Here is a 19,221-nt window from a genome sequence, read left to right on the forward strand (position 1 = left end):
CGGTTTAACAACAGAAGAGACAGCAAACCTTTCAAGCCCAAGTGAGGATATCGTATTTGAAGATATGATTGAATCTGCAACAGAAGCGATTGCTAAGTTTGAGGATGCAGGCATCGATAAGGTTATTGCGCTATCTCACTTAGGAAATACGTCTGATATCGAGTTAGCAGAAGCTGTCGATGGAATTGATGTCATCGTAGGTGGACACTCTCATACACTTCTAGAAGAAGCTGTTAAAGTAGAGAAGGACGAGCCAACATTAATCGTTCAAGCTGGTGACAACCTGAAATATTTAGGTTTACTAGATGTAACTTTCGATGAGAATGGTGTTATCTCTGACTTTAACCGTCAAGTTTTAACGGTAAGTGATTATGAGAAAAATGCAGAAGCAGAAGCGAAAGTGGCAGAATACAAAGAACCACTTGAAGAAATTCGTAACACAGTAGTAGGAAACACAGAAGTTGAATTAAACGGTTTACGTGATGATGTTCGTTCGAAAGAAACGAACCTTGGAAACTTGATCACAGACGCGATGGTAGCAAAAGCAAATGATGTAGGAGTGAACACTCATATTGCGATTCAAAACGGTGGCGGAATCCGCGCATCGATTGATGAAGGTGACATCACATTAGGTGAAGTGCTAACGGTTATGCCGTTTGGAAACCAACTTGTAACACTTGATTTAACAGGTCAAGAATTATGGGATGCATTAGAACACGGTGTAAGTGGAGTTGAATCAGGAGAAGGAAGATTCCTTCAAGTTTCAGGTATTGAATTTAAGTACGACGTAAACAAGCCAGTAGGTGAAAGAGTATGGTCTGTTGAAGTGAAAACAGATAATGGCTTTGAAACTCTTGAGCTTGATAAGACGTACACAGTAGCTACAAATGCCTTCACAGCAGACGGTGGAGACGGATTTGAAGTACTGAAGCAAGCAAAAGATGATGGACGTATGAATGATCTATTCATCGTTGACTGGGAATTATTCCAGGAGTATTTAGGTGCGAATAACCCTGTCGCTCCAACAGTCGAAGGTAGAATTATTGAAGAAGTACAAACAGAAGAACCAACAGAGCCAACAGAACCAACTATAACTGGCTGGGTTAAAGTAAAAGGCGATTGGTACTTCTATAATGAGAATGGTGAAATGGAAACAGGCTGGATTAATGACGGCGGAGAATGGTACTTCCTAGCTAGCGATGGTGCAATGCAAACAGGTTGGATCAAAGATAATGGTGATTGGTATTATCTTGGAAAAAATGGTGTTATGCAAACAGGCTGGGTGAAATACAGAGGAGATTGGTATTTCCTAGCGAATGATGGGACAATGCAAACAGGCTGGGTAAAGGATCATGGAGAATGGCATTACTTGGCGAATGATGGTGCATTAGTCACTGGTAATAGAAATAACTCTTACAGATGGAACAAACCAGTAAGAAATCATGGAACGCATTTTGGTTGGTCTCAACCTAGAGGGTATGGATACTATTCATCCTTAAATAATTATTCTTTCAGTTTATGGTATTATTAAGTTAAGACAAAAAAGCAGGCATTATTATGCCTGCTTTTTTGTATGCTCAAATCCAACCTAAGCGTATTTTAATGAGATCTTTTTGTTTAAGGGAGGAGAATAGTAGCGTTCATATGTTAGTATACTTTTTTATCATGAAAGATAATTACTATTTGTATTACGGTCTACCAGAAATGTTGTTTTTTTCTTATACTGGTATATGTAGAAAGAGAAAGTTGAAGAAAGGTGAGTTATATAATGGAAATTATCAGAAATGATTTTCTTCAATTACTAATAAAAGATGGCAATTTGTACATTAACACATTTAAAAAAGGATTTCCGATTCGACAATTTAATGATTTTCTTAGAGACCAACCACGAATGGTTATCACTGAATTTAGTGCGTTAAAAAATGCTCTGGACAACGAAGCAAAAGAAATTCTTATTGGTAAATGGAAAGAAATGGTAGAGTGTTATCTGTCAAAGGATGAAATGAAAGCCCAAATAAAAATTAATGCTACAGATGAAGAATTACAGAAAAATCTTGACGTATACATTAAACAAGTAAATCAATGCCTTGATGAGCATAAAGTCATTTTCGGAGTAAAAGAAGAAGTATTGTCCTCCTCTTTGAAAGCAAGGGAATTATTTACGATTGCTGAAGGAAAGCTACCTGTTGATGGAGAACAAGCTAAGATTGTATATATTGAAAATTCAGATCGAAAACCTACGATACGAGCAAATGGTAATGCGGATTATTATGATATGAATTTTTTCGTAGAAGTAGGAAAAGGGGATTGGGTCGGAGAGAAAGTCTTCTCACAAGAAGGAGAATCAGGAAAAACCGTTACAGGTCATATTATTCCTGCGAGGTTAGGAAAAGATAGAGATTTGTCTTATGATCGAAAATCCATTGAAGTACATCATGGGAAAGAAAGGATCATTCTAAAAGCTAAACATCAAGGGATAGTAGAGTTTAAGGGTGGAGAAATATCTATAGGGAACCATTTAGTTATTGACGGGGATGTAGGCGTTGAAACGGGGAATATTGACTTTGAAGGAAATATAACCATTAGAGGAACCGTTCAACCTAGATTTACCGTAAAGGCCACAAAGGACATTATTATTCAAGGTGAAATGGGTGTCAGTGGCTGTAGGGAAATTGAATCTCTTTTTGGTAGCGTATTCATTAAAGGTGGGGTCTTTGGTCAAAATGGTACGACCATTGGTGCTGGAAAAGACATATATTTAAAGCATGCAAATGAATGTAAAATACGTGCAATAGGTGATGTTCATATTGGCACATATGCAAAAGGTTGTAAGATTAATAGCAATAATATTTTCATAGATAAAGTGAGAGGGCAATTAATTGGTGGAGTAGCTGAAGCAAAGGGAATTATTTCAGCAGCCGTTGTTGGGAACCGAATGGAGAAAAAAACGGAGTTGATTGTTCATGGCTTCAATTTCAGTCAACTTGAGTATGATAGGAAGGAAATTCTCATAAAATACAAGCAGTACTTGAGCACCATTGAAGAAAAACAAAAGAAATTATCACAGCTTTACTCAAAAGGGCAAAATACGAACGAACTACGGGAAAGAGAGAACATTCAAGTTAGCTTAGATGACAACTTACAAAGTTTAGCTATTCTTGATGATAAACGCACGGAAATTCAAAAGTGGCTGGATACTAAAACTGAAGGTTTAATAGACATTACTAAGCTTGCTTTTCCAAATGTAGAATTAAGAATGCAAAATCACGTAAAAATGTTACGTAAAGGAATGTGTGGAAAATATTATTTATGGAAGGGACAAATGAATAAAAAATAAGGAGTGAAGATATTGACAAAGATTTTTGCTCACCGAGGAGCATCAGGGGAGTACCCTGAAAATAGTATGCTTGCTTTTCAAGCGGCAGAAGAAGCGGGGGCAGATGGAATTGAACTAGATGTCCAGCTTTCAAAAGATGGCGAAGTAGTGATTATCCATGATGAAACGTTAAACCGAACAACAAACGGTTCAGGATGGGTAAAGGACCATACATTTCAGCAATTATCCCGTCTTAATGCGAATGCAAAATACAGAAGAATGAAAGCCCCTTTACCATCTCTTCAGGAATTACTTGAATGGTTAACAAGTAACTCTTTAATTTGTAATATCGAGTTAAAAAATGGGGTAATTCTTTATCCTCAATTAGAAGAAAAAGTGATTGAGCTTGTGCAAAGATATTCACTGCAGGATCGAATCATCATTTCTTCCTTTAACCATTATTCCATAGTAAAATGCTATTCCCTTGCCCCATCGATTGAAATTGCCCCACTCTATAATATGAGGCTATATATGCCGTGGGTTTATGCGAAATCTATTCGAGCGAAAGGGATTCACCCGAAGCTAAGAGCAGCACCACCTGAAATTATTAAAGCGGCGATGGAAGAAGGGATTGAAGTAAGACCTTATACAGTGAATAAGGAAAGGGATATGAGAAAGCTTATTAAATTAAATTGTTCAGCTTTTTTTACGGATTATCCTAAAAGAGCGAAAGTATTAGTGGAAGAAATGAAAAAAGCATGAAGGAATTTTCATTGTCCTTCATGCTTTTTTTTATTGGACTTAAATCGTGGTTGTACTTTATTGTGTTTTCGATCACGATAAAAAATAAAGCCAGCTACAAAGGTTAAACCAATAATAAAGAGAAATAAGCCTGCTAGAAATTGCAACCATAAATAAGGGAAGGGGCTTATTAAAAGTCCAAAAAGCACATCTCTCATTAATTTAATCCCTATAGCAGCAAATATGCCTGGAATCAGCATAATAACAAGAGCAATTATTCGAGTCATTTCATGATTCTCCTTATAAGTTCTTACAAAAAAATCATAAACGAAAGAAAATATTTGTCAAGGAAAAGGCTTTCATATACAATAGATATTGTGTGAAGGAATTTGCAGATAAAAATGAGTAAAGAGGGGGAATAATTTTGCAGAAGGTGCTACTAGTTGGAGGCGGTAAAGGCGGATTAGCCATTTTGAAAACGTTGGCTGAATCGAGCGTCTTCCACGTATGTGGAGTAGTTGATATAGATGAGCAATCGCCTGGAATCCAGTATGCAAAGCAACATGATCTCCCTCATGGTGAAAACTGGCGTGATTTTTTATCAGATAGCATTGATATTGTCATTGAAGTTACTGGTAAACAGAAAGTATTTGAAGAAATTCGGGAAAGCCGAAGTAAAAATACCGTTTTAGTCCCTGGAAGTGTAGCTAACCTAATTACGAAATTATTAGGGGAAAAAGAGGGGCTCATCCAACAATTGGAATCTGAATCAAAGAAAAGGGATTTGATTTTTAACTCCATTGAAGAAGGCATGATTGGGATTGATCCTAATGGGGAAGTCATCTTCTTTAATGCAAGTGCAGAAAAAATAACGGGAGTTCAGACCAAATATGCAATGGGGAAAAAAATTGCAGACATCATCCCTGAAAGTCGTCTAATGACAATGTTTGAATCAAGACGGGCAGAAATAAATCAAGAACTGACCTTGACAAACGGAATTAAAATTATAACAAGTAGAATTCCATTGCAGGATGAAAGTGGAAGGGTAATTGGAGCTTTTGCTGTTTTCAAAGAAAAAACAGACATTCTCCACTTAGCTGAAGAAGTGACAAATTTACAAGAAATTCGTACATTGCTTTCAGCAATCATACAGTCGAGTGATGATGCCATTTCAGTAGTAGATGAAGAAGGGCGTGGACTGCTGATTAATCCTGCTTATACGCGAATTACCGGTTTAACAGAAGAGGAAGTTGTCGGAAAGCCAGCAACAGCTGATATTTCTGAAGGAGAGAGCATCCATTTGAAGGTGCTTCAAACACGTCGATCCATTCGCGGTCAAAAATTAAGCGTTGGGCCGAATGAAAAAGAGGTCATTGTGAATGTCGCACCAATCATTGTGAATGGTCAGCTGAAGGGAAGTGTTGGTGTTATTCACGACATGTCCGAAATTCAATCATTAACGAGAGACCTAGACAGAGCTCGTCGCATTATTCGAACACTAGAGGCAAGGTATACTTTTGAAGATATTATCGGAAATTCAGAAGAATTAACTTTAGCAGTAGAGCAAGCAAAGCTTGGCAGTAAAACCCCAGCTCCTGTTCTTTTAAGAGGAGAAATTGGAACGGGAAAAGAACTTTTTGCTCACGCAATACATAATACGAGTAAACGAAAGTTCAACAAATTTTTAAGAGTGCAAATCGCCTCCATACCATATGACAAATTAGAAATTGAACTATTTGGACAAGTAGAAGAGGAGAAAAATGGGCACACTATTAATAGAAAAAAAGGACTTTTTGAAGAAGCACAAAATGGAAGTATTTTTTTAGACGATATCGGAGACCTACCGCCTAATATTCAATCTAAACTTTTAAGGATACTACAAGATCGTGAACTAATTCGAGTAGGAACAACGAAACCTATTCCAATTGATGTACGTGTTATTGCGGCGACGAATATGAATTTAGAGCGTGCTATTGCTTCTGGTGATTTTAGGGAAGATTTGTATTATCGTTTAAATCGAATGCCCATTCAAATCCCACCTATTAGAAAACGTATAGAGGACCTTCCAAGTCTTTGTAACCATTTTATCCAAAAAATAAATCAAGACTATGGTCGGAATGTCGAAGGGATAACAGAAGAAGCACTTAACCATATAAAGGATCATGATTGGCCGGGGAATTTGCGGGAGCTAGAGAATGTACTTAGTCGAGCAATGATCTTTATGGATTATCAAGAGACCATTATTAAACTAGAGCATTTACCTAACCTCAAGCTAGATAGTCACCATGCCAATAAAGAAAGAGAAGATAGTGAACAGAGAGATTTAACTAAGCTTGTTGATGGCTTTGAAAAAGATGTGATCGCTTATACATTATGTAAACACGATGGCAATAAAACAGCTACAGCCAGAGCATTAAATATATCTGTTCGTAATTTATATTACAAACTAGAAAAATATGGAATTGACACAGGTGGATAGTCATTTATACATCCAAGTTGTCAACAATATTTTCCTTGGAAAGGGTTGATAATAGAGAATGAAACTACAAAGCTTATTAGACCAAGCAACCCGAGTTTCTGAAGCAACAGTTGCTGTTGCAGCGGCGGCAGATAAAGAAGTCCTTGAGGCTGTATCTATGGCTGTTGAACAAAAGCTAGCGAAATTTTTGCTTTTTGGTCACAAGGATGAAGTGGAAACACTTATGAAGGAACATGTTCCTCATTTAATAACACATGAAGACATTACAATTAAAGATGTATCTTCAGCAAAAGCTGCAGCAGAGGAAGCCGTTAAGGCTGTAGCAACGAATGAAGCTACAGCTCTAATGAAAGGAAATATTGCGACCGCAGTTATTTTAAAGGCTGTTCTTAATAAGGAATTTGGTTTGCGAACGGGAAATGTTTTATCCCACGTGGCTGTCTTTGAAGTGCCAGGCTTTGACCGTTTAACCATTCTAACGGATGCGGCAATGAATATTCACCCAACACTTGAACAAAAGGCTCAAATTTCTCAAAATGCGGTGAAAGTGGCACGCTCAATCGGGATTGATCAACCAAAACTCGCTCCGATTGCAGCAGTAGAAGTAGTAAACCCAGCAATGGAAGCGACTTTAGACGCCGCGGCGTTAACTCAAATGAATGCTCGTGGTCAATTGAAGGACTGTATAGTCGATGGTCCACTTGCTCTTGACAATGCGATTTCAATGCAGGCTGCTCGACATAAAGGAATTCAAAGTGAAGTGGCTGGTCAAGCAGATATATTACTTGTACCAAACATTGAAACAGGCAATGCGCTCTATAAATCACTCGTTTATTTTGCTAATGCGAAGGTAGGAGCAGTCATTGCAGGTGCAAAAGCACCTATCGTGTTAACATCGCGAGCAGATAGTTCAGAAAGTAAGCTGTATTCATTAGCGCTCGCTATATGTTCAGCTCTTTAATATAAATTAATGTATTTAGATTAGGGGAGGATTTATCAATGGAAATTTTTACTTATATGGAAAAATATGATTACGAACAATTAGTGTTTTGTCAAGATGAGAAATCAGGTTTAAAAGCAATCATTGCTATTCATGATACGACATTAGGTCCTGCACTTGGCGGTACACGGATGTGGACATATGCATCTGAAGAAGCGGCTATTGAAGATGCTCTCCGTTTAGCAAAAGGGATGACATACAAAAATGCTGCAGCTGGCTTAAATCTTGGTGGAGGAAAAACGGTTATTATTGGTGACCCACGTCAAGATAAAAATGAAGAGATGTTCCGAGCGTTTGGCCGATATATTCAAGGGCTAAATGGGCGATATATTACAGCTGAGGATGTTGGTACAACTGTAGCAGATATGGATCTTATTCATGAAGAAACAGATTATGTAACTGGTATTTCTCCTGCATTTGGTTCTTCAGGAAACCCATCTCCTGTTACAGCATTTGGTGTGTACCGTGGTATGAAGGCAGCAGCTAAAGAAGCATTTGGAACTGATTCGCTAGAAGGATTAACGGTAGCTGTACAAGGTGTAGGGAATGTTGCCTTTACTTTATGTCGTCACTTGCATGAAGAAGGAGCAAATTTAGTTGTAACAGATATTAATAAAGAAGCGGTGCAACGTGCAGTTCAAGAATTTGGAGCCGTTGCGGTTGAACCAGATGAAATTTATGGAGTGGACTGTGACATTTTTGCTCCATGTGCATTAGGGGCTGTTATCAATGATGAAACGATTCCACAATTAAAAGCTAAAGTCATTGCTGGTGCAGCGAACAACCAATTAAAAGAAACACGTCACGGTGATGCTATTCATGAAATGGGTCTTGTGTATACGCCTGACTATGTCATTAACGCTGGTGGTGTAATTAATGTAGCGGACGAATTATATGGATATGATCGCGACCGTGCGATGAAGAAGGTAGAGCAGATTTATAACAACGTAGAACGAGTATTTGAAATTGCAAAACGTGATAATATCCCGACTTATGTTGCTGCTGATAGAATGGCGGAAGAACGAATTGAAAGAATACGTGCTTCAAGAAGTCAATTCTTACAAAATGGACATCATATTTTAAGTCGTCGATAATAAAAAGGGAGAACGCTTTGCCATAGCAAGGCGTTTCCCCCTTTATTTCTATATAAAAAGGATGAAGCTCTTTATTGAGCTATGTTTATTGGAGGTTACAACATTGCAAGGAATTGATCATCGTATACTGGTAATTAATCCTGGTTCCACATCGACCAAAATAGGCGTATTTGAAAATAATGTATCTATATTTGAGAAAACGCTTAGACATGACACAACCGTTATTAACACGTTTGAGAACATTATAGACCAATATGAATTTCGAAAAACAACCATTTTGGAAACCCTCGATGAAGAAGGCATGAACCTTTCAAAACTTAGTGCCGTTTGTGGGAGAGGCGGTCTACTTCGCCCTATCGAAGGGGGAACTTACTCTGTAAATGATGCCATGCTAAATGATTTAAGAGAAGGATATTCAGGTCAACACGCTTCAAACCTTGGCGGAATTCTTGCTTATGAAATTGCTAGTGGTTTAAATATTCCTTCTTTTATTGTCGACCCAGTCGTTGTCGATGAGTTAAGTCCAATCGGTAGAATTTCAGGCTTTTCTCTAATTGAAAGAAAAAGTATTTTTCATGCGCTAAACCAAAAAGCAGTGGCTAGAAGAGTAGCAAAAGAGATGGGGAAATCATACGATCAATTAAATTTGATTGTCACTCATATGGGTGGAGGAATAACTGTAGGAGTTCATAAGGACGGTCGAGTAATTGATGTAAATAATGGTTTGCACGGTGATGGCCCGTTCAGCCCTGAACGTGCTGGTACAGTTCCAGCAGGAGATCTTGTGGATTTATGCTTCTCAGGAGAATATTATCGTGATGAAGTAATGAAAAAGCTAGTTGGCCAAGGGGGACTTGTTGGTTATCTTGGGACGAACGATGCGGTAAAAGTTGAGAAAATGATTGAAAATGGCGATGAGAAGGCAGCCCTCGTATACGATGCGATGAGTTATCAAATTGCAAAAGAAATTGGTGCAGCAAGTGCCGTCTTATCTGGTAAAGTGGATGCAATCATTTTGACGGGTGGACTTGCTTACGGTAAAGAGTTTGTAAAAAATATAACGAAACGAATTAGTTGGATTGCTGACGTCATTGTACAACCGGGTGAAAATGAACTTCAAGCTTTAGCTGAAGGAGCCCTTCGCGTATTAATTGGTGAAGAGAAGGAAAAGACCTATCCTGGAACAAAATCAGCAAAAGCAACAATTTAATAGAGGAGGAACGAACGTTGGCTGAAGAATATGATCTGGTAATCCTAGGTGGAGGAACAGGTGGCTATATTGCCGCTATTCGGGCGTCTCAGTTAGGATTAAAAACAGCAGTGGTTGAAAAGGGAAAGCTAGGAGGAACATGCTTACATAAAGGATGTATTCCAAGTAAAGCACTTCTTCGTAGCGCAGAAGTTTATGCGACAGCAAAACGAAGCGATGAATTCGGTATTGAGCTAAATGGAGTGTCTGTTAATTTTCCTAAAGTCCAAGAACGTAAACAAGGGATTATTGATCGACTTCATAAAGGTGTGCAGCATTTAATGAAGCAAGGGAAAATCGATGTTTATGAAGGAACAGGACGTATTTTAGGTCCTTCTATTTTCTCGCCAATGCCTGGTACTATTTCAGTTGAAATGGCTAATGGAGAAGATAATATGATGTTGATTCCTAAAAATGTTATCGTGGCGACAGGCTCTCGTCCACGAAGTCTCCCAGGCTTAGAAATCGATGGAGAATTCGTAATATCCTCTGAAGAAGCCCTTGATTTGGAAGCTCTACCAAGCTCCATCATCATTGTAGGAGGCGGAGTGATTGGAATTGAGTGGGCGTCAATGCTATCAGATTTTGGGGTAGAAGTAACGGTATTGGAATACGCGGATCGAATTGTCCCAACTGAAGATCACGAGATTTCCAAAGAAATGCAGCGTCTAATGAAGAAAAAAGGGTTAAACATTGTAACAGGTGCAAAAGTATTACCTGAATCTTTACAAAAGAGCGAAGGAACAGTCTCCATTTCTGCAGAGTATAAAGGAGATCAAAAAACGTTTACAGCAGAAAAGATTCTTGTATCAGTCGGAAGACAGGCAAATGTGGAAGATATCGGTCTCGATAATACGGATATTGTTGTCGATAAAGGATTCATCACTGTAAATGAATACTTCCAAACAAAAGAATCTCATATTTACGCAATTGGCGATGTAATTGGTGGTTTACAGCTTGCTCATGTCGCTTCTAGTGAAGGGATTGTAGCGGTTGAACATATTGCGAATGAAAACCCAAGCCCAATTGATTATTCGCTTGTTTCAAAATGTATTTACAGTTCCCCTGAAATCGCTAGCGTAGGTTATACACAAAAAGAAGCTGAAGAAAAAGGTTTTAAAACGAAGGTAGGAAAGTTCTCATTCCGTAACATCGGTAAAGCCTTAGTATTTGGTGAATCTGACGGATTTGTGAAAATAATAGCTGACGAAGAAACAAATGATTTATTAGGTGTTCATATGATTGGCCCTCATGTAACAGATATGATTTCTGAAGCGGGGCTTGCTCGAGTTCTGGATGCAACTCCTTGGGAAATAGGTCAAACGATTCACCCGCATCCAACGTTAAGTGAAGCAATTGGTGAGGCGGCATTAGCAGTGGATGGAAAGGCTATTCATTCATAATTTTTTGAAGAGCGACAAAGCTCTTCTACATAAAGAGTAGGAGGTTTCAGTATGGCAGATAATCGTCATAAAGCACTTGGTTTAAGTGATGAAAAAGTAGTGGAAATGTATGAAACGATGCTTCTTGCGCGTCGGATTGATGAACGCATGTGGTTATTAAATCGTTCAGGGAAAATTCCTTTTGTTATTTCTTGTCAAGGTCAAGAGGCAGCACAAGTAGGAGCAGCATTTGCTCTGAATCCGAAAAATGATTATGCTCTTCCGTACTATCGTGATATGGGAGTCGTATTAACTTTTGGAATGACACCAACTGAGTTAATGCTTTCAGGCTTTGCCAAAGCAGAAGACCCGAACTCTGGTGGACGCCAGATGCCTGGTCATTTCGGACAAAAGAAAAATAATATCGTGACAGGTTCTTCTCCTGTAACGACTCAAGTTCCTCATGCTGTTGGAATTGCACTTGCAGGAAAAATGGAGAAAAAAGACCTCGTTACATTTGTTACATTTGGTGAAGGCTCTTCCAACCAAGGGGACTTTCATGAGGGAGCAAACTTTGCAGGCGTTCACAAACTCCCAGTTATCTTCATGTGTGAAAACAATAAATACGCAATCTCGGTTCCAATTGAAAAACAATTAGCATGTGAGAATGTATCTGACCGTGCTATTGGTTATGGAATGCCAGGTGTTACTGTCGATGGCAACGATCCGTTAGAAGTGTATAAAGCCGTAAAAGAAGCAGCTGATCGAGGAAGACGTGGCGAAGGCCCAACGCTAATTGAGACGGTATCTTATCGATTAACACCGCACTCTTCAGATGATGATGATCGTAGCTATCGTTCTCCTGATGAAGTAGCTAAAGCAAAGAGTAATGACCCAATTATCACTTATGGCGCTTATTTAAAAGAAGTCGGTGTGATGAATGATGAGCTTGAAAAACAAATAAATGATCGTGTTATGAAACAAGTAAATGAAGCAACAGACTATGCAGAAAATGCAGCATATGCTACGCCAGAGAGTGCAATGAAGTTCGTATATGCTGAAGAGAAGTAAGGAGGAACGACGGTATGGCAGTAATTTCTTATATCGATGCAGTAACAATGGCAATCCGTGAAGAAATGGAACGTGATGAGAAAGTTTTCGTTCTAGGTGAAGACGTTGGTAAAAAGGGAGGGGTTTTTAAAGCGACAAACGGCCTCTATGAACAATTTGGAGAAGATCGTGTCCTCGATACCCCTCTAGCTGAATCCGCTATTGCAGGAGTTGGTATTGGGGCTGCCATGTATGGGATGCGCCCAATTGCAGAGATGCAATTTGCTGATTTCATCATGCCAGCGGTAAATCAAATTATTTCCGAAGCAGCTCGTGTTCGTTATCGTTCAAATAATGATTGGACTTGTCCAATGGTTATTAGAGCGCCATACGGCGGAGGAGTACACGGTGCTTTGTATCATTCACAATCTGTAGAAGCTGTATTCGCTAATCAGCCTGGATTGAAAATCGTTATGCCTTCAACCCCATACGATGTGAAAGGCTTATTAAAAGCGGCCGTTCGTGATGAAGACCCAGTCTTGTTCTTTGAGCATAAGCGTGCATACCGCTTAATTAAAGGAGAAGTACCGGACGAGGATTATACGCTACCGATTGGTAAAGCAGATGTGAAACGTGAAGGGGAAGACGTAACGGTTATTACGTACGGCCTCTGTGTACATTTTGCTCAGCAAGCTGCCGAGCGCTTAGCGCAAGATGGTATTGAGACACATATTTTAGATTTACGTACAATCTACCCGCTTGATAAAGAAGCGATTGTTGAAGCCGCTTCAAAAACAGGGAAAGTTCTTCTATTAACAGAAGACAATAAAGAAGGAAGTATTATGGGAGAAGTGGCAGCCATTATTGCTGAAAATTGCTTATTCGATTTAGATGCACCTGTCCAACGTTTGGCTGGACCAGATATTCCTGCGATGCCATATGCACCGACAATGGAGAAGTACTTTATGGTGAATCCAGATAAAGTAGAAAAAGCTATTCGTGAACTAGCAGAATTTTAAAGAGAAAAACGTAAGGAGGGTCCTTGTTGGCTATTGAAAAAATTACAATGCCTCAGCTTGGAGAAAGTGTAACGGAAGGAACAATCAGTAAATGGTTAGTTTCTCCAGGAGATACTGTAAATAAATACGATCCATTAGCAGAGGTCATGACAGACAAAGTAAATGCAGAAGTACCATCTTCTTTTACAGGTAAAATTGTTGAACTTATTGCTGAAGAAGGGGATACATTAGCGGTAGGTGAAGTCATTTGTTCAATAGAAGTGGAAGGTGGCGCAGCGACTACTTCAACTGAAACGGTTGAGGAAAAACAAGAACCATCTACGAATACTTCCTCAGCTCCAGCGAAAGCACCGAAGAAACAAGCAAAAGGAAAGGCTCGTTATTCACCAGCCGTGTTAAAGCTTTCCCAAGAACATGATATCGATTTATCGCTTGTAGAGGGAAGTGGAAAAGAAGGCAGGATTACTAGGAAAGATTTAATGAAAATAATAGAATCAGGCAACATTCCTAAGGAAAAACAGCCAGTGGTAGAAACTGTAACGAAAGAAACTGCTCCGACAGTTTCAAATGTAACAGAGCCAGTCGTACCAAAAGCAACGACTACGGCAGCACCATCACCATCAGTGCCAGTTGCCCCTGGTGACATCGAAATTCCTGTAACAGGTGTTCGTAAAGCCATTGCAGCTAACATGCTACGTAGCAAGCACGAAGCGCCTCATGCTTGGACGATGATGGAGATAGATGTTACAAACCTTGTATCGTATCGTGATTCTTTGAAAGCTGAATTCAAGCAACGTGAAGGGTTCAATTTAACTTATTTTGCGTTCTTCGTCAAAGCTGTAGCTCAAGCGTTAAAAGAATTCCCACAAATTAATTCCATGTGGGCTGGAGATAAAATTGTTCAAAAGAAAGATATTAATATTTCCATTGCCGTCGCAACTGATGATGCTCTGTTTGTTCCTGTTATCAAAAATGCTGACGAAAAGACCATTAAAGGGATAGGGCGTGAAATTGCTGAGCTTGCTGGAAAAGTTCGCGCAGGGAAATTGAAATCAGAGGACATGCAAGGTGGTACGTTCACTGTGAATAATACAGGTTCCTTTGGTTCCGTTCAGTCAATGGGTATTATCAATCATCCTCAAGCAGCAATCCTTCAAGTAGAATCCATTGTAAAACGTCCGGTAGTAATGGATAATGGAATGATTGCAGTACGCGACATGGTAAACTTGTGTATGTCATTAGATCACCGAGTACTAGATGGTTTGGTATGTGGTCGATTCTTACAAAGCATCAAACATAACTTAGAAACCATTTCAAAAGAAAATACATCTGTCTATTAAGTAGAAAAACTGAAAACCACTTGGTTTTCAGTTTTTTTCATGGATTTTATTATTTATAGGAATACTCCGACTATTGTTTTTGAAGAAGTAATTCTATAATTCCATGGTAGTGAGGCTCCCCATGTCCTAAATCTAATGAAAAGGTTTGGGATGATGTAATCGGTTTGTAGCCATTAAAATGATCCTCTAACTCAGATTTGGTGAAATAATGCATGGAGTTTTTTGTTATTGGGTTCAAGAAAGTATTAGTTGATATTTCTTTGTATTTTTCTTTATGTTTTTCATACCCTGGGTCAGAAATATCAAAAGTATTTATGTAAATTAATCCCCCTGCAATTAACCCATTTTTAGCCTTATGAAGAATTTCGCTTATTTCCATGTCATTAAAAAAATTCAGTACATTGGATAATATGATTAATGAGTATGATTGCTTTTCAATTTTAAATTCTCTTAAATCCCTTACATGGCTATCAATCAATAATCCTTTTTCTTTCGCGAAACGATTACAGCGTTGAATCGCTTTATCTGATATATCTACCCCTTGTACTTCAAACCCTAAGCTAGCCAAATAAAGAGCATTTCTTCCTTCACCCATTCCCAAATCAAGAACTTTTCCCTCTTTGGAAATAAGGTTTACATATTGGGTCAGTGTCGCTTTTGGCTTTAATCCCCATAGTTGATTCACCTCTGAATATTTCTTATTCCAGATTTCTTTACTACCGGTCAATTTTGTTCCCTCTCTCTCACTAATTGTCGCAGTGCATTTTGCATTATCCTCGTTCTAATGAAAACAGAAGAGAAGCAACCTAAATACGTTATTCCGTGGCCAATTGTGGAAGGCGAACGCTTTACAACTGGCTGATAGAGGAGATGAAAAGGTTTTCTCATGTCTCAAATAAATCAGCTGTAACATATAACCCTTTATGGGCACTATTGAGACAGCTGGAAACACTCGTAAAAAAATACACCACGAACATAATATTATATAAAACATAGGAAGAAGTAAAAAAAGGAATCGTGTTGCTATCTGGTAGGGTGGTAGTGTATTAAGGTTTAGCAATTGCAGTGGAACGAGCCTTGTGACCTCGTGTACATCGTGCTGTCGCCAAATTATAGAGCTGGAAAGAGAAGTATTGGAAAGAAAGTAGCTAACTTAGAATCAGCAATCAGGACATGATTTATCTTATGAACAGCATGGTTTATTGTAGATAGTAATAGTAAGTGGAGATAGCTTAAACTATTGATTTACACAAATAGATTTGGTATAGTTGTCTTATTGTGGAAAGGGGTGAGAGTAAACATGACTAATTTAATGAGGATAACCTTGGGAATTAAATGTTTTGCTTCTCACTCATGCGGATTAAGAAAGTAAGCCTCCATGAAAAGGGCATGGTGTAAGTATATTTTTGAAAAAGAACGTTATGGGAGTCACAAGGTTAATTTATGTAACCTTGTGGCTTTTTTAATTTTTTAATGATTAATAACGATTATATATTAAATACTTATCATTTAATTTCCTGTTATTCCTTACACACATTAGTCAAATAAATTATATGAATGGGCGAGTTTAAGATTTCAAACCATTGGCTTGAGAAATACAAGACTGATTTTTTATTAATTTCTAGTAATTAAAAGAAAGAAGGAATTTTAATGATACATGAAGCAGATATCTATGTAAGAAAAAAGTTGTTACCTATGTTTAAAGATATGGATAATACCATGGTTCTTTCGTGTCTTCAAGGTCATATGGGAACAGCATGGGTTGATGACCTTGAGAACCCAACGACTGCACAAATTATGGTAGGTATTTTTGTATACTATGCTGGTAACCCATATTCAAAAGGGGCTGAGGAGTTACTTCACAATCTTCCAGAACATATTTATGTGATCGTAAATAGTGACGAATGGAAAAATGCTATAGAGACTGTTCATAAAGAAGCTTTCGAAAAATTTCAACGATATAAATTCAAAAAAAATCCTGAAGATTTGAAGAGGAGTCACATACATGCTATTTTATCCAACTTACCAGAAGGGTATAGACTACAAAAAATAGATTCAACGTTGGCAAAAGAATCATCCCTGCATGAAATTTCACCTGATTTAACAAGTCAGTTTGATTCGATAGATGATTTTATAAATAGAGGTATAGGGTATGCGATTTTAAATGAGGGACAAGTTGTATGTGGAGTATCATCCTATAGTATTTATAATCAAGGAATTGAGATTGAAGTTGCTACCCATCCATTGCATAGAAGAAAAGGCTTGGCTTCAATAGCATCATCTGCATTGATCTTAGAATGTCTTGACAACGGGATGTACCCTAGTTGGGATGCAGCTAACCTTGAATCTGCAAAATTAGCACAAAAACTTGGATACACTTTGGAAGATTCATATGATACGTATTATATTCATTATAAAAATAAGTAGGTAAACAAAACTACTTAAAACTATTGGTGAAGCACGATTTTCTTCGGGTATGGCTTGTGTTCATTGTGAAAGCACATCTGTTAAACGCGTAATGGCAAATATCGTACACGTCAACGGCAGGCTCTCGTTACCTTGAAAAGTGGGTGAAGTACATTGAACTAATAGTAGAAGGCTATACCCTACTGAAAATCGTTGAACACCTTTAGGAAGTCTTGGTTTTAATCAACTACAAGGAATAGTGCAACGAAATATCTGGACAACTACCTCAACTGGTTCTGCTGGCTTAAATTTGGTAAAAATTGAGTTGAATAAATGCTTATTTCAACGTGTCAAAAATTTAATCATAAAACAGTAGAAATGGTAAGAAGTATCTAAATATAGGGGAGGTTGAGAATAAAATGCAAGTGATTACACTATGTGGTTCAACAAAATTCAAGAAACAGTTTCGGGAAATGGAAGCAACCCTTACATTACAAGGGAATATTGTGTTAAGTCTTGGCTTTTTCGAGCAAAGTGAAGGTATAAAAATTACTAAAGAGCAAGAAAAATTATTTGAGGAACTACATTATCGTAAAATTAATATGTCGGATGAAATATTTGTAATTGATTTTAACGGATATATTGGAAACAGCACAAGAAAAGAAATAGAGTATGCAAAAAGTAAAGGTAAAGTAATACGTTATTATTCTGATATCACACAAGAGTAGATGTAATGGACTACTTCCGTGTGTAAAAGCAACAATCTTTGCGGAAGGCTGTTTTCGTATAAATTGTTGTTTTTTTACACACCCTATTAATAGCTTGCTATAATCAAGATTTAGGAGGAGGGAATAGAGTGTGGAAGTATGTATATGAAGAAATTAGTGATTTAAACAAATCGGAGCAAATGGCACTATAAGAATAGACCTCATAATAAAAGGTCGAATTCATTTGCTTTTAGATAGAAATAGGCTAAAGATAGCACTGCCAATCACTGAAATGACTATTTTGATAAGATAGTTATTTGTAAGTCCTTCAATCACATTTCCCTTAAACTTTTGCAGAAAAGTTGTTTCTGGAATCCAATCAATCACATACCCAATCCCTAACATCGCAGGAAGGCTAATCAATAAATATACAACGAAAAAACCGAGGATAAACGTCTTGGTATTCACCGTATTCAATCTCCATTCTTATCTATTTATACTATTACCCTTAAATTTATCAAAAAATTTCCAAAATGTAACTATTTAATCGATAGCAACAATCTTTTAGAAGACAACCTTGAGAAAACTTCCTATAATTTAAGAGTAAGAAACCTCAAAAAAACTAAGCGTATTTTTTGAGAGGTTCCACAGTGCTATTAACGTTAAGAGGTATAACAAAAAAGCACCCTTGAAAGAGTGCTTAATAAATTTACTTTTTATCGTTTTTTACAAAAGTTGAAATTAATGCTAATCCCCCTAATAATATGATACTAATGATTAAAATGAGAACCCCTACTATGAATTGATCATTGAAAAGGATAAGTGTACTAATCCCAAGTCCAACTCCTACTAGTGCAAGTGCCCCGGCAAAACAACACAAGCTTTGACTTTTCTTTAGCGAAATGACAATGACGAAGAAAGAAGTAATCAAGATTATTAAAAGAAGAATTCCTAATACTATGATTAATATTTGATCAAAGTTCGTTACATCTAATTCAAGGAATATTGATAGGATTACCCCTGTTCCTAATCCTATCCCAGCTAAGGCAACCCCGCCTCCTAAACAACAAAACTCCTTTTTCTTTATAGTAGAGATTAATGTAAAGGCAGAAGCAAAGACTGTAATGATAATCAAGATAAGTATCGATATCACAGTAAATATATCTTCAAAGTCGCTACCAGACTCTTGAACAGCCGTCCAAACCAAATAACCTAATGAAGAAGATAAGACGCCAAGTGCCATCCCTCCGCCTAGGCAACAGAGGCGATCATCTTTCTTGAAGGATATTACTAAGGCTATTGCAGCAATGAAGACACCGATTACAATCACAATAAGCGCTATTGTAAATATCAAATCTTCTGTATCTATAGGCATTGTTTTCTCACTCCTTTTTGATAAATTTTATGTTGAAGTAAAAAAATAATGATGTATTCATTC

17 protein-coding genes and 1 pseudogene are annotated in these 19,221 nt (G+C 37.7%); 14 read left to right on the forward strand and 4 right to left on the reverse strand.

Features of this window, described 5'->3' with window-relative positions:
- The 3 genes from WAK64_RS13915 to WAK64_RS13925 form a co-directional block, all read left to right on the forward strand.
- Positions 1-1,531: 5'-nucleotidase C-terminal domain-containing protein (locus tag WAK64_RS13915; protein ID WP_336587592.1), on the forward strand; the 1,531-nt coding region annotated here is incomplete at its 5' end.
- Positions 1,532-1,768: 237 nt separating this feature from the next.
- On the forward strand, positions 1,769-3,337 hold the full coding sequence (locus WAK64_RS13920; protein WP_336587593.1) for a DUF342 domain-containing protein: 1,569 nt from the start codon (positions 1,769-1,771) through the stop codon (positions 3,335-3,337).
- A 12-nt stretch (positions 3,338-3,349) separates the two neighbouring features.
- A complete protein-coding gene (locus WAK64_RS13925) occupies positions 3,350-4,078 on the forward strand; it encodes a glycerophosphodiester phosphodiesterase (RefSeq protein WP_419465953.1) in 729 nt (242 codons plus the stop codon).
- Positions 4,079-4,086: 8 nt separating this feature from the next.
- On the opposite strand, the gene WAK64_RS13930 is transcribed toward WAK64_RS13925, so the two are convergent.
- The gene (locus WAK64_RS13930) at positions 4,087-4,344 is read right to left on the reverse strand and encodes a DUF2627 domain-containing protein (protein ID WP_336587595.1); all 258 of its coding nucleotides are present in this window, start codon (positions 4,342-4,344) and stop codon (positions 4,087-4,089) included.
- 137 nt (positions 4,345-4,481) lie between these two features.
- Between WAK64_RS13930 and WAK64_RS13935 the strand changes: the two genes are divergently transcribed.
- The 8 genes from WAK64_RS13935 (at position 4,482) to WAK64_RS13970 (ending at position 14,670) form a co-directional block, all read left to right on the forward strand.
- Positions 4,482-6,536, forward strand: a complete 2,055-nt coding sequence (locus WAK64_RS13935) for a sigma-54 interaction domain-containing protein (RefSeq protein ID WP_336587596.1) — start codon at positions 4,482-4,484, stop codon at positions 6,534-6,536.
- A gap of 58 nt (positions 6,537-6,594) precedes the next feature.
- Positions 6,595-7,497 (forward strand): phosphate butyryltransferase, encoded by a 903-nt coding sequence (yqiS, locus tag WAK64_RS13940; protein WP_336587597.1) that lies wholly within the window; start codon positions 6,595-6,597, stop codon positions 7,495-7,497.
- A gap of 38 nt (positions 7,498-7,535) precedes the next feature.
- Entirely contained in the window at positions 7,536-8,630 is a 1,095-nt protein-coding gene (gene bcd / locus WAK64_RS13945; RefSeq protein ID WP_336587598.1) for a branched-chain amino acid dehydrogenase, read from the forward strand.
- A 61-nt stretch (positions 8,631-8,691) separates the two neighbouring features.
- The gene (gene buk, locus WAK64_RS13950; RefSeq protein ID WP_336587599.1) at positions 8,692-9,840 is read left to right on the forward strand and encodes a butyrate kinase; all 1,149 of its coding nucleotides are present in this window, start codon (positions 8,692-8,694) and stop codon (positions 9,838-9,840) included.
- A 17-nt stretch (positions 9,841-9,857) separates the two neighbouring features.
- The gene (gene lpdA, locus WAK64_RS13955; RefSeq protein WP_336587600.1) at positions 9,858-11,282 is read left to right on the forward strand and encodes a dihydrolipoyl dehydrogenase; all 1,425 of its coding nucleotides are present in this window, start codon (positions 9,858-9,860) and stop codon (positions 11,280-11,282) included.
- Positions 11,283-11,333: 51 nt separating this feature from the next.
- On the forward strand, positions 11,334-12,332 hold the full coding sequence (locus WAK64_RS13960; protein WP_336587601.1) for a thiamine pyrophosphate-dependent dehydrogenase E1 component subunit alpha: 999 nt from the start codon (positions 11,334-11,336) through the stop codon (positions 12,330-12,332).
- 14 nt (positions 12,333-12,346) lie between these two features.
- On the forward strand, positions 12,347-13,330 hold the full coding sequence (locus WAK64_RS13965; protein ID WP_336587602.1) for an alpha-ketoacid dehydrogenase subunit beta: 984 nt from the start codon (positions 12,347-12,349) through the stop codon (positions 13,328-13,330).
- A 26-nt stretch (positions 13,331-13,356) separates the two neighbouring features.
- Entirely contained in the window at positions 13,357-14,670 is a 1,314-nt protein-coding gene (locus tag WAK64_RS13970) for a dihydrolipoamide acetyltransferase family protein (protein WP_336587603.1), read from the forward strand.
- A 70-nt stretch (positions 14,671-14,740) separates the two neighbouring features.
- Here WAK64_RS13970 and WAK64_RS13975 read toward each other — a convergent pair whose 3' ends face one another.
- Positions 14,741-15,397 carry a class I SAM-dependent methyltransferase gene (locus WAK64_RS13975; protein WP_336587604.1) on the reverse strand — a complete coding sequence of 219 codons (657 nt, stop codon included), beginning with the start codon at positions 15,395-15,397 and terminating at the stop codon, positions 14,741-14,743.
- Positions 15,398-16,320: 923 nt separating this feature from the next.
- Between WAK64_RS13975 and WAK64_RS13980 the strand changes: the two genes are divergently transcribed.
- From WAK64_RS13980 to WAK64_RS13990, 3 genes and pseudogenes are all read left to right on the forward strand, one after another.
- Positions 16,321-17,097: a GNAT family N-acetyltransferase gene (locus WAK64_RS13980; protein ID WP_336587605.1), complete on the forward strand. Its 777-nt coding sequence runs from the start codon at positions 16,321-16,323 to the stop codon at positions 17,095-17,097.
- A gap of 4 nt (positions 17,098-17,101) precedes the next feature.
- A pseudogene (locus tag WAK64_RS13985) lies at positions 17,102-17,341 on the forward strand (IS1595 family transposase); the annotation flags it as partial.
- 154 nt (positions 17,342-17,495) lie between these two features.
- Positions 17,496-17,804, forward strand: a complete 309-nt coding sequence (locus WAK64_RS13990) for a hypothetical protein (RefSeq protein ID WP_336587606.1) — start codon at positions 17,496-17,498, stop codon at positions 17,802-17,804.
- A 219-nt stretch (positions 17,805-18,023) separates the two neighbouring features.
- Here the strand turns inward: WAK64_RS13990 and WAK64_RS13995 are convergent, their stop codons facing one another.
- Together WAK64_RS13995 and WAK64_RS14000 are read right to left on the reverse strand one after the other, a co-directional pair.
- Complete coding sequence (locus WAK64_RS13995) at positions 18,024-18,251, reverse strand: hypothetical protein (RefSeq protein WP_336587607.1); 228 nt, start codon at positions 18,249-18,251, stop codon at positions 18,024-18,026.
- A 241-nt stretch (positions 18,252-18,492) separates the two neighbouring features.
- A complete protein-coding gene (locus tag WAK64_RS14000; RefSeq protein WP_336587608.1) occupies positions 18,493-19,158 on the reverse strand; it encodes a hypothetical protein in 666 nt (221 codons plus the stop codon).
- Positions 19,159-19,221: the final 63 nt, after the last annotated feature.

It is taken from the genome of Bacillus spongiae (genome assembly GCF_037120725.1).
Lineage (GTDB): Bacteria > Bacillota > Bacilli > Bacillales > Bacillaceae_K > Bacillus_CI > Bacillus_CI spongiae.

What these genes read in the sequence shown, in the direction of transcription:
- WAK64_RS14000 (WP_336587608.1), bottom strand. Translation starts at nt 19,158, where the DNA reads ATGCCTATAGATACAGAAGATTTGATATTTACAATAGCGCTTATTGTG.
- WAK64_RS13965 (WP_336587602.1), top strand. Translation starts at nt 12,347, where the DNA reads ATGGCAGTAATTTCTTATATCGATGCAGTAACAATGGCAATCCGTGAA.
- WAK64_RS13980 (WP_336587605.1), top strand. Translation starts at nt 16,321, where the DNA reads ATGATACATGAAGCAGATATCTATGTAAGAAAAAAGTTGTTACCTATG.
- yqiS (WP_336587597.1), top strand. Translation starts at nt 6,595, where the DNA reads ATGAAACTACAAAGCTTATTAGACCAAGCAACCCGAGTTTCTGAAGCA.
- bcd (WP_336587598.1), top strand. Translation starts at nt 7,536, where the DNA reads ATGGAAATTTTTACTTATATGGAAAAATATGATTACGAACAATTAGTG.
- buk (WP_336587599.1), top strand. Translation starts at nt 8,692, where the DNA reads ATGAAGCTCTTTATTGAGCTATGTTTATTGGAGGTTACAACATTGCAA.
- WAK64_RS13990 (WP_336587606.1), top strand. Translation starts at nt 17,496, where the DNA reads ATGCAAGTGATTACACTATGTGGTTCAACAAAATTCAAGAAACAGTTT.
- WAK64_RS13960 (WP_336587601.1), top strand. Translation starts at nt 11,334, where the DNA reads ATGGCAGATAATCGTCATAAAGCACTTGGTTTAAGTGATGAAAAAGTA.
- WAK64_RS13930 (WP_336587595.1), bottom strand. Translation starts at nt 4,344, where the DNA reads ATGACTCGAATAATTGCTCTTGTTATTATGCTGATTCCAGGCATATTT.
- WAK64_RS13920 (WP_336587593.1), top strand. Translation starts at nt 1,769, where the DNA reads ATGGAAATTATCAGAAATGATTTTCTTCAATTACTAATAAAAGATGGC.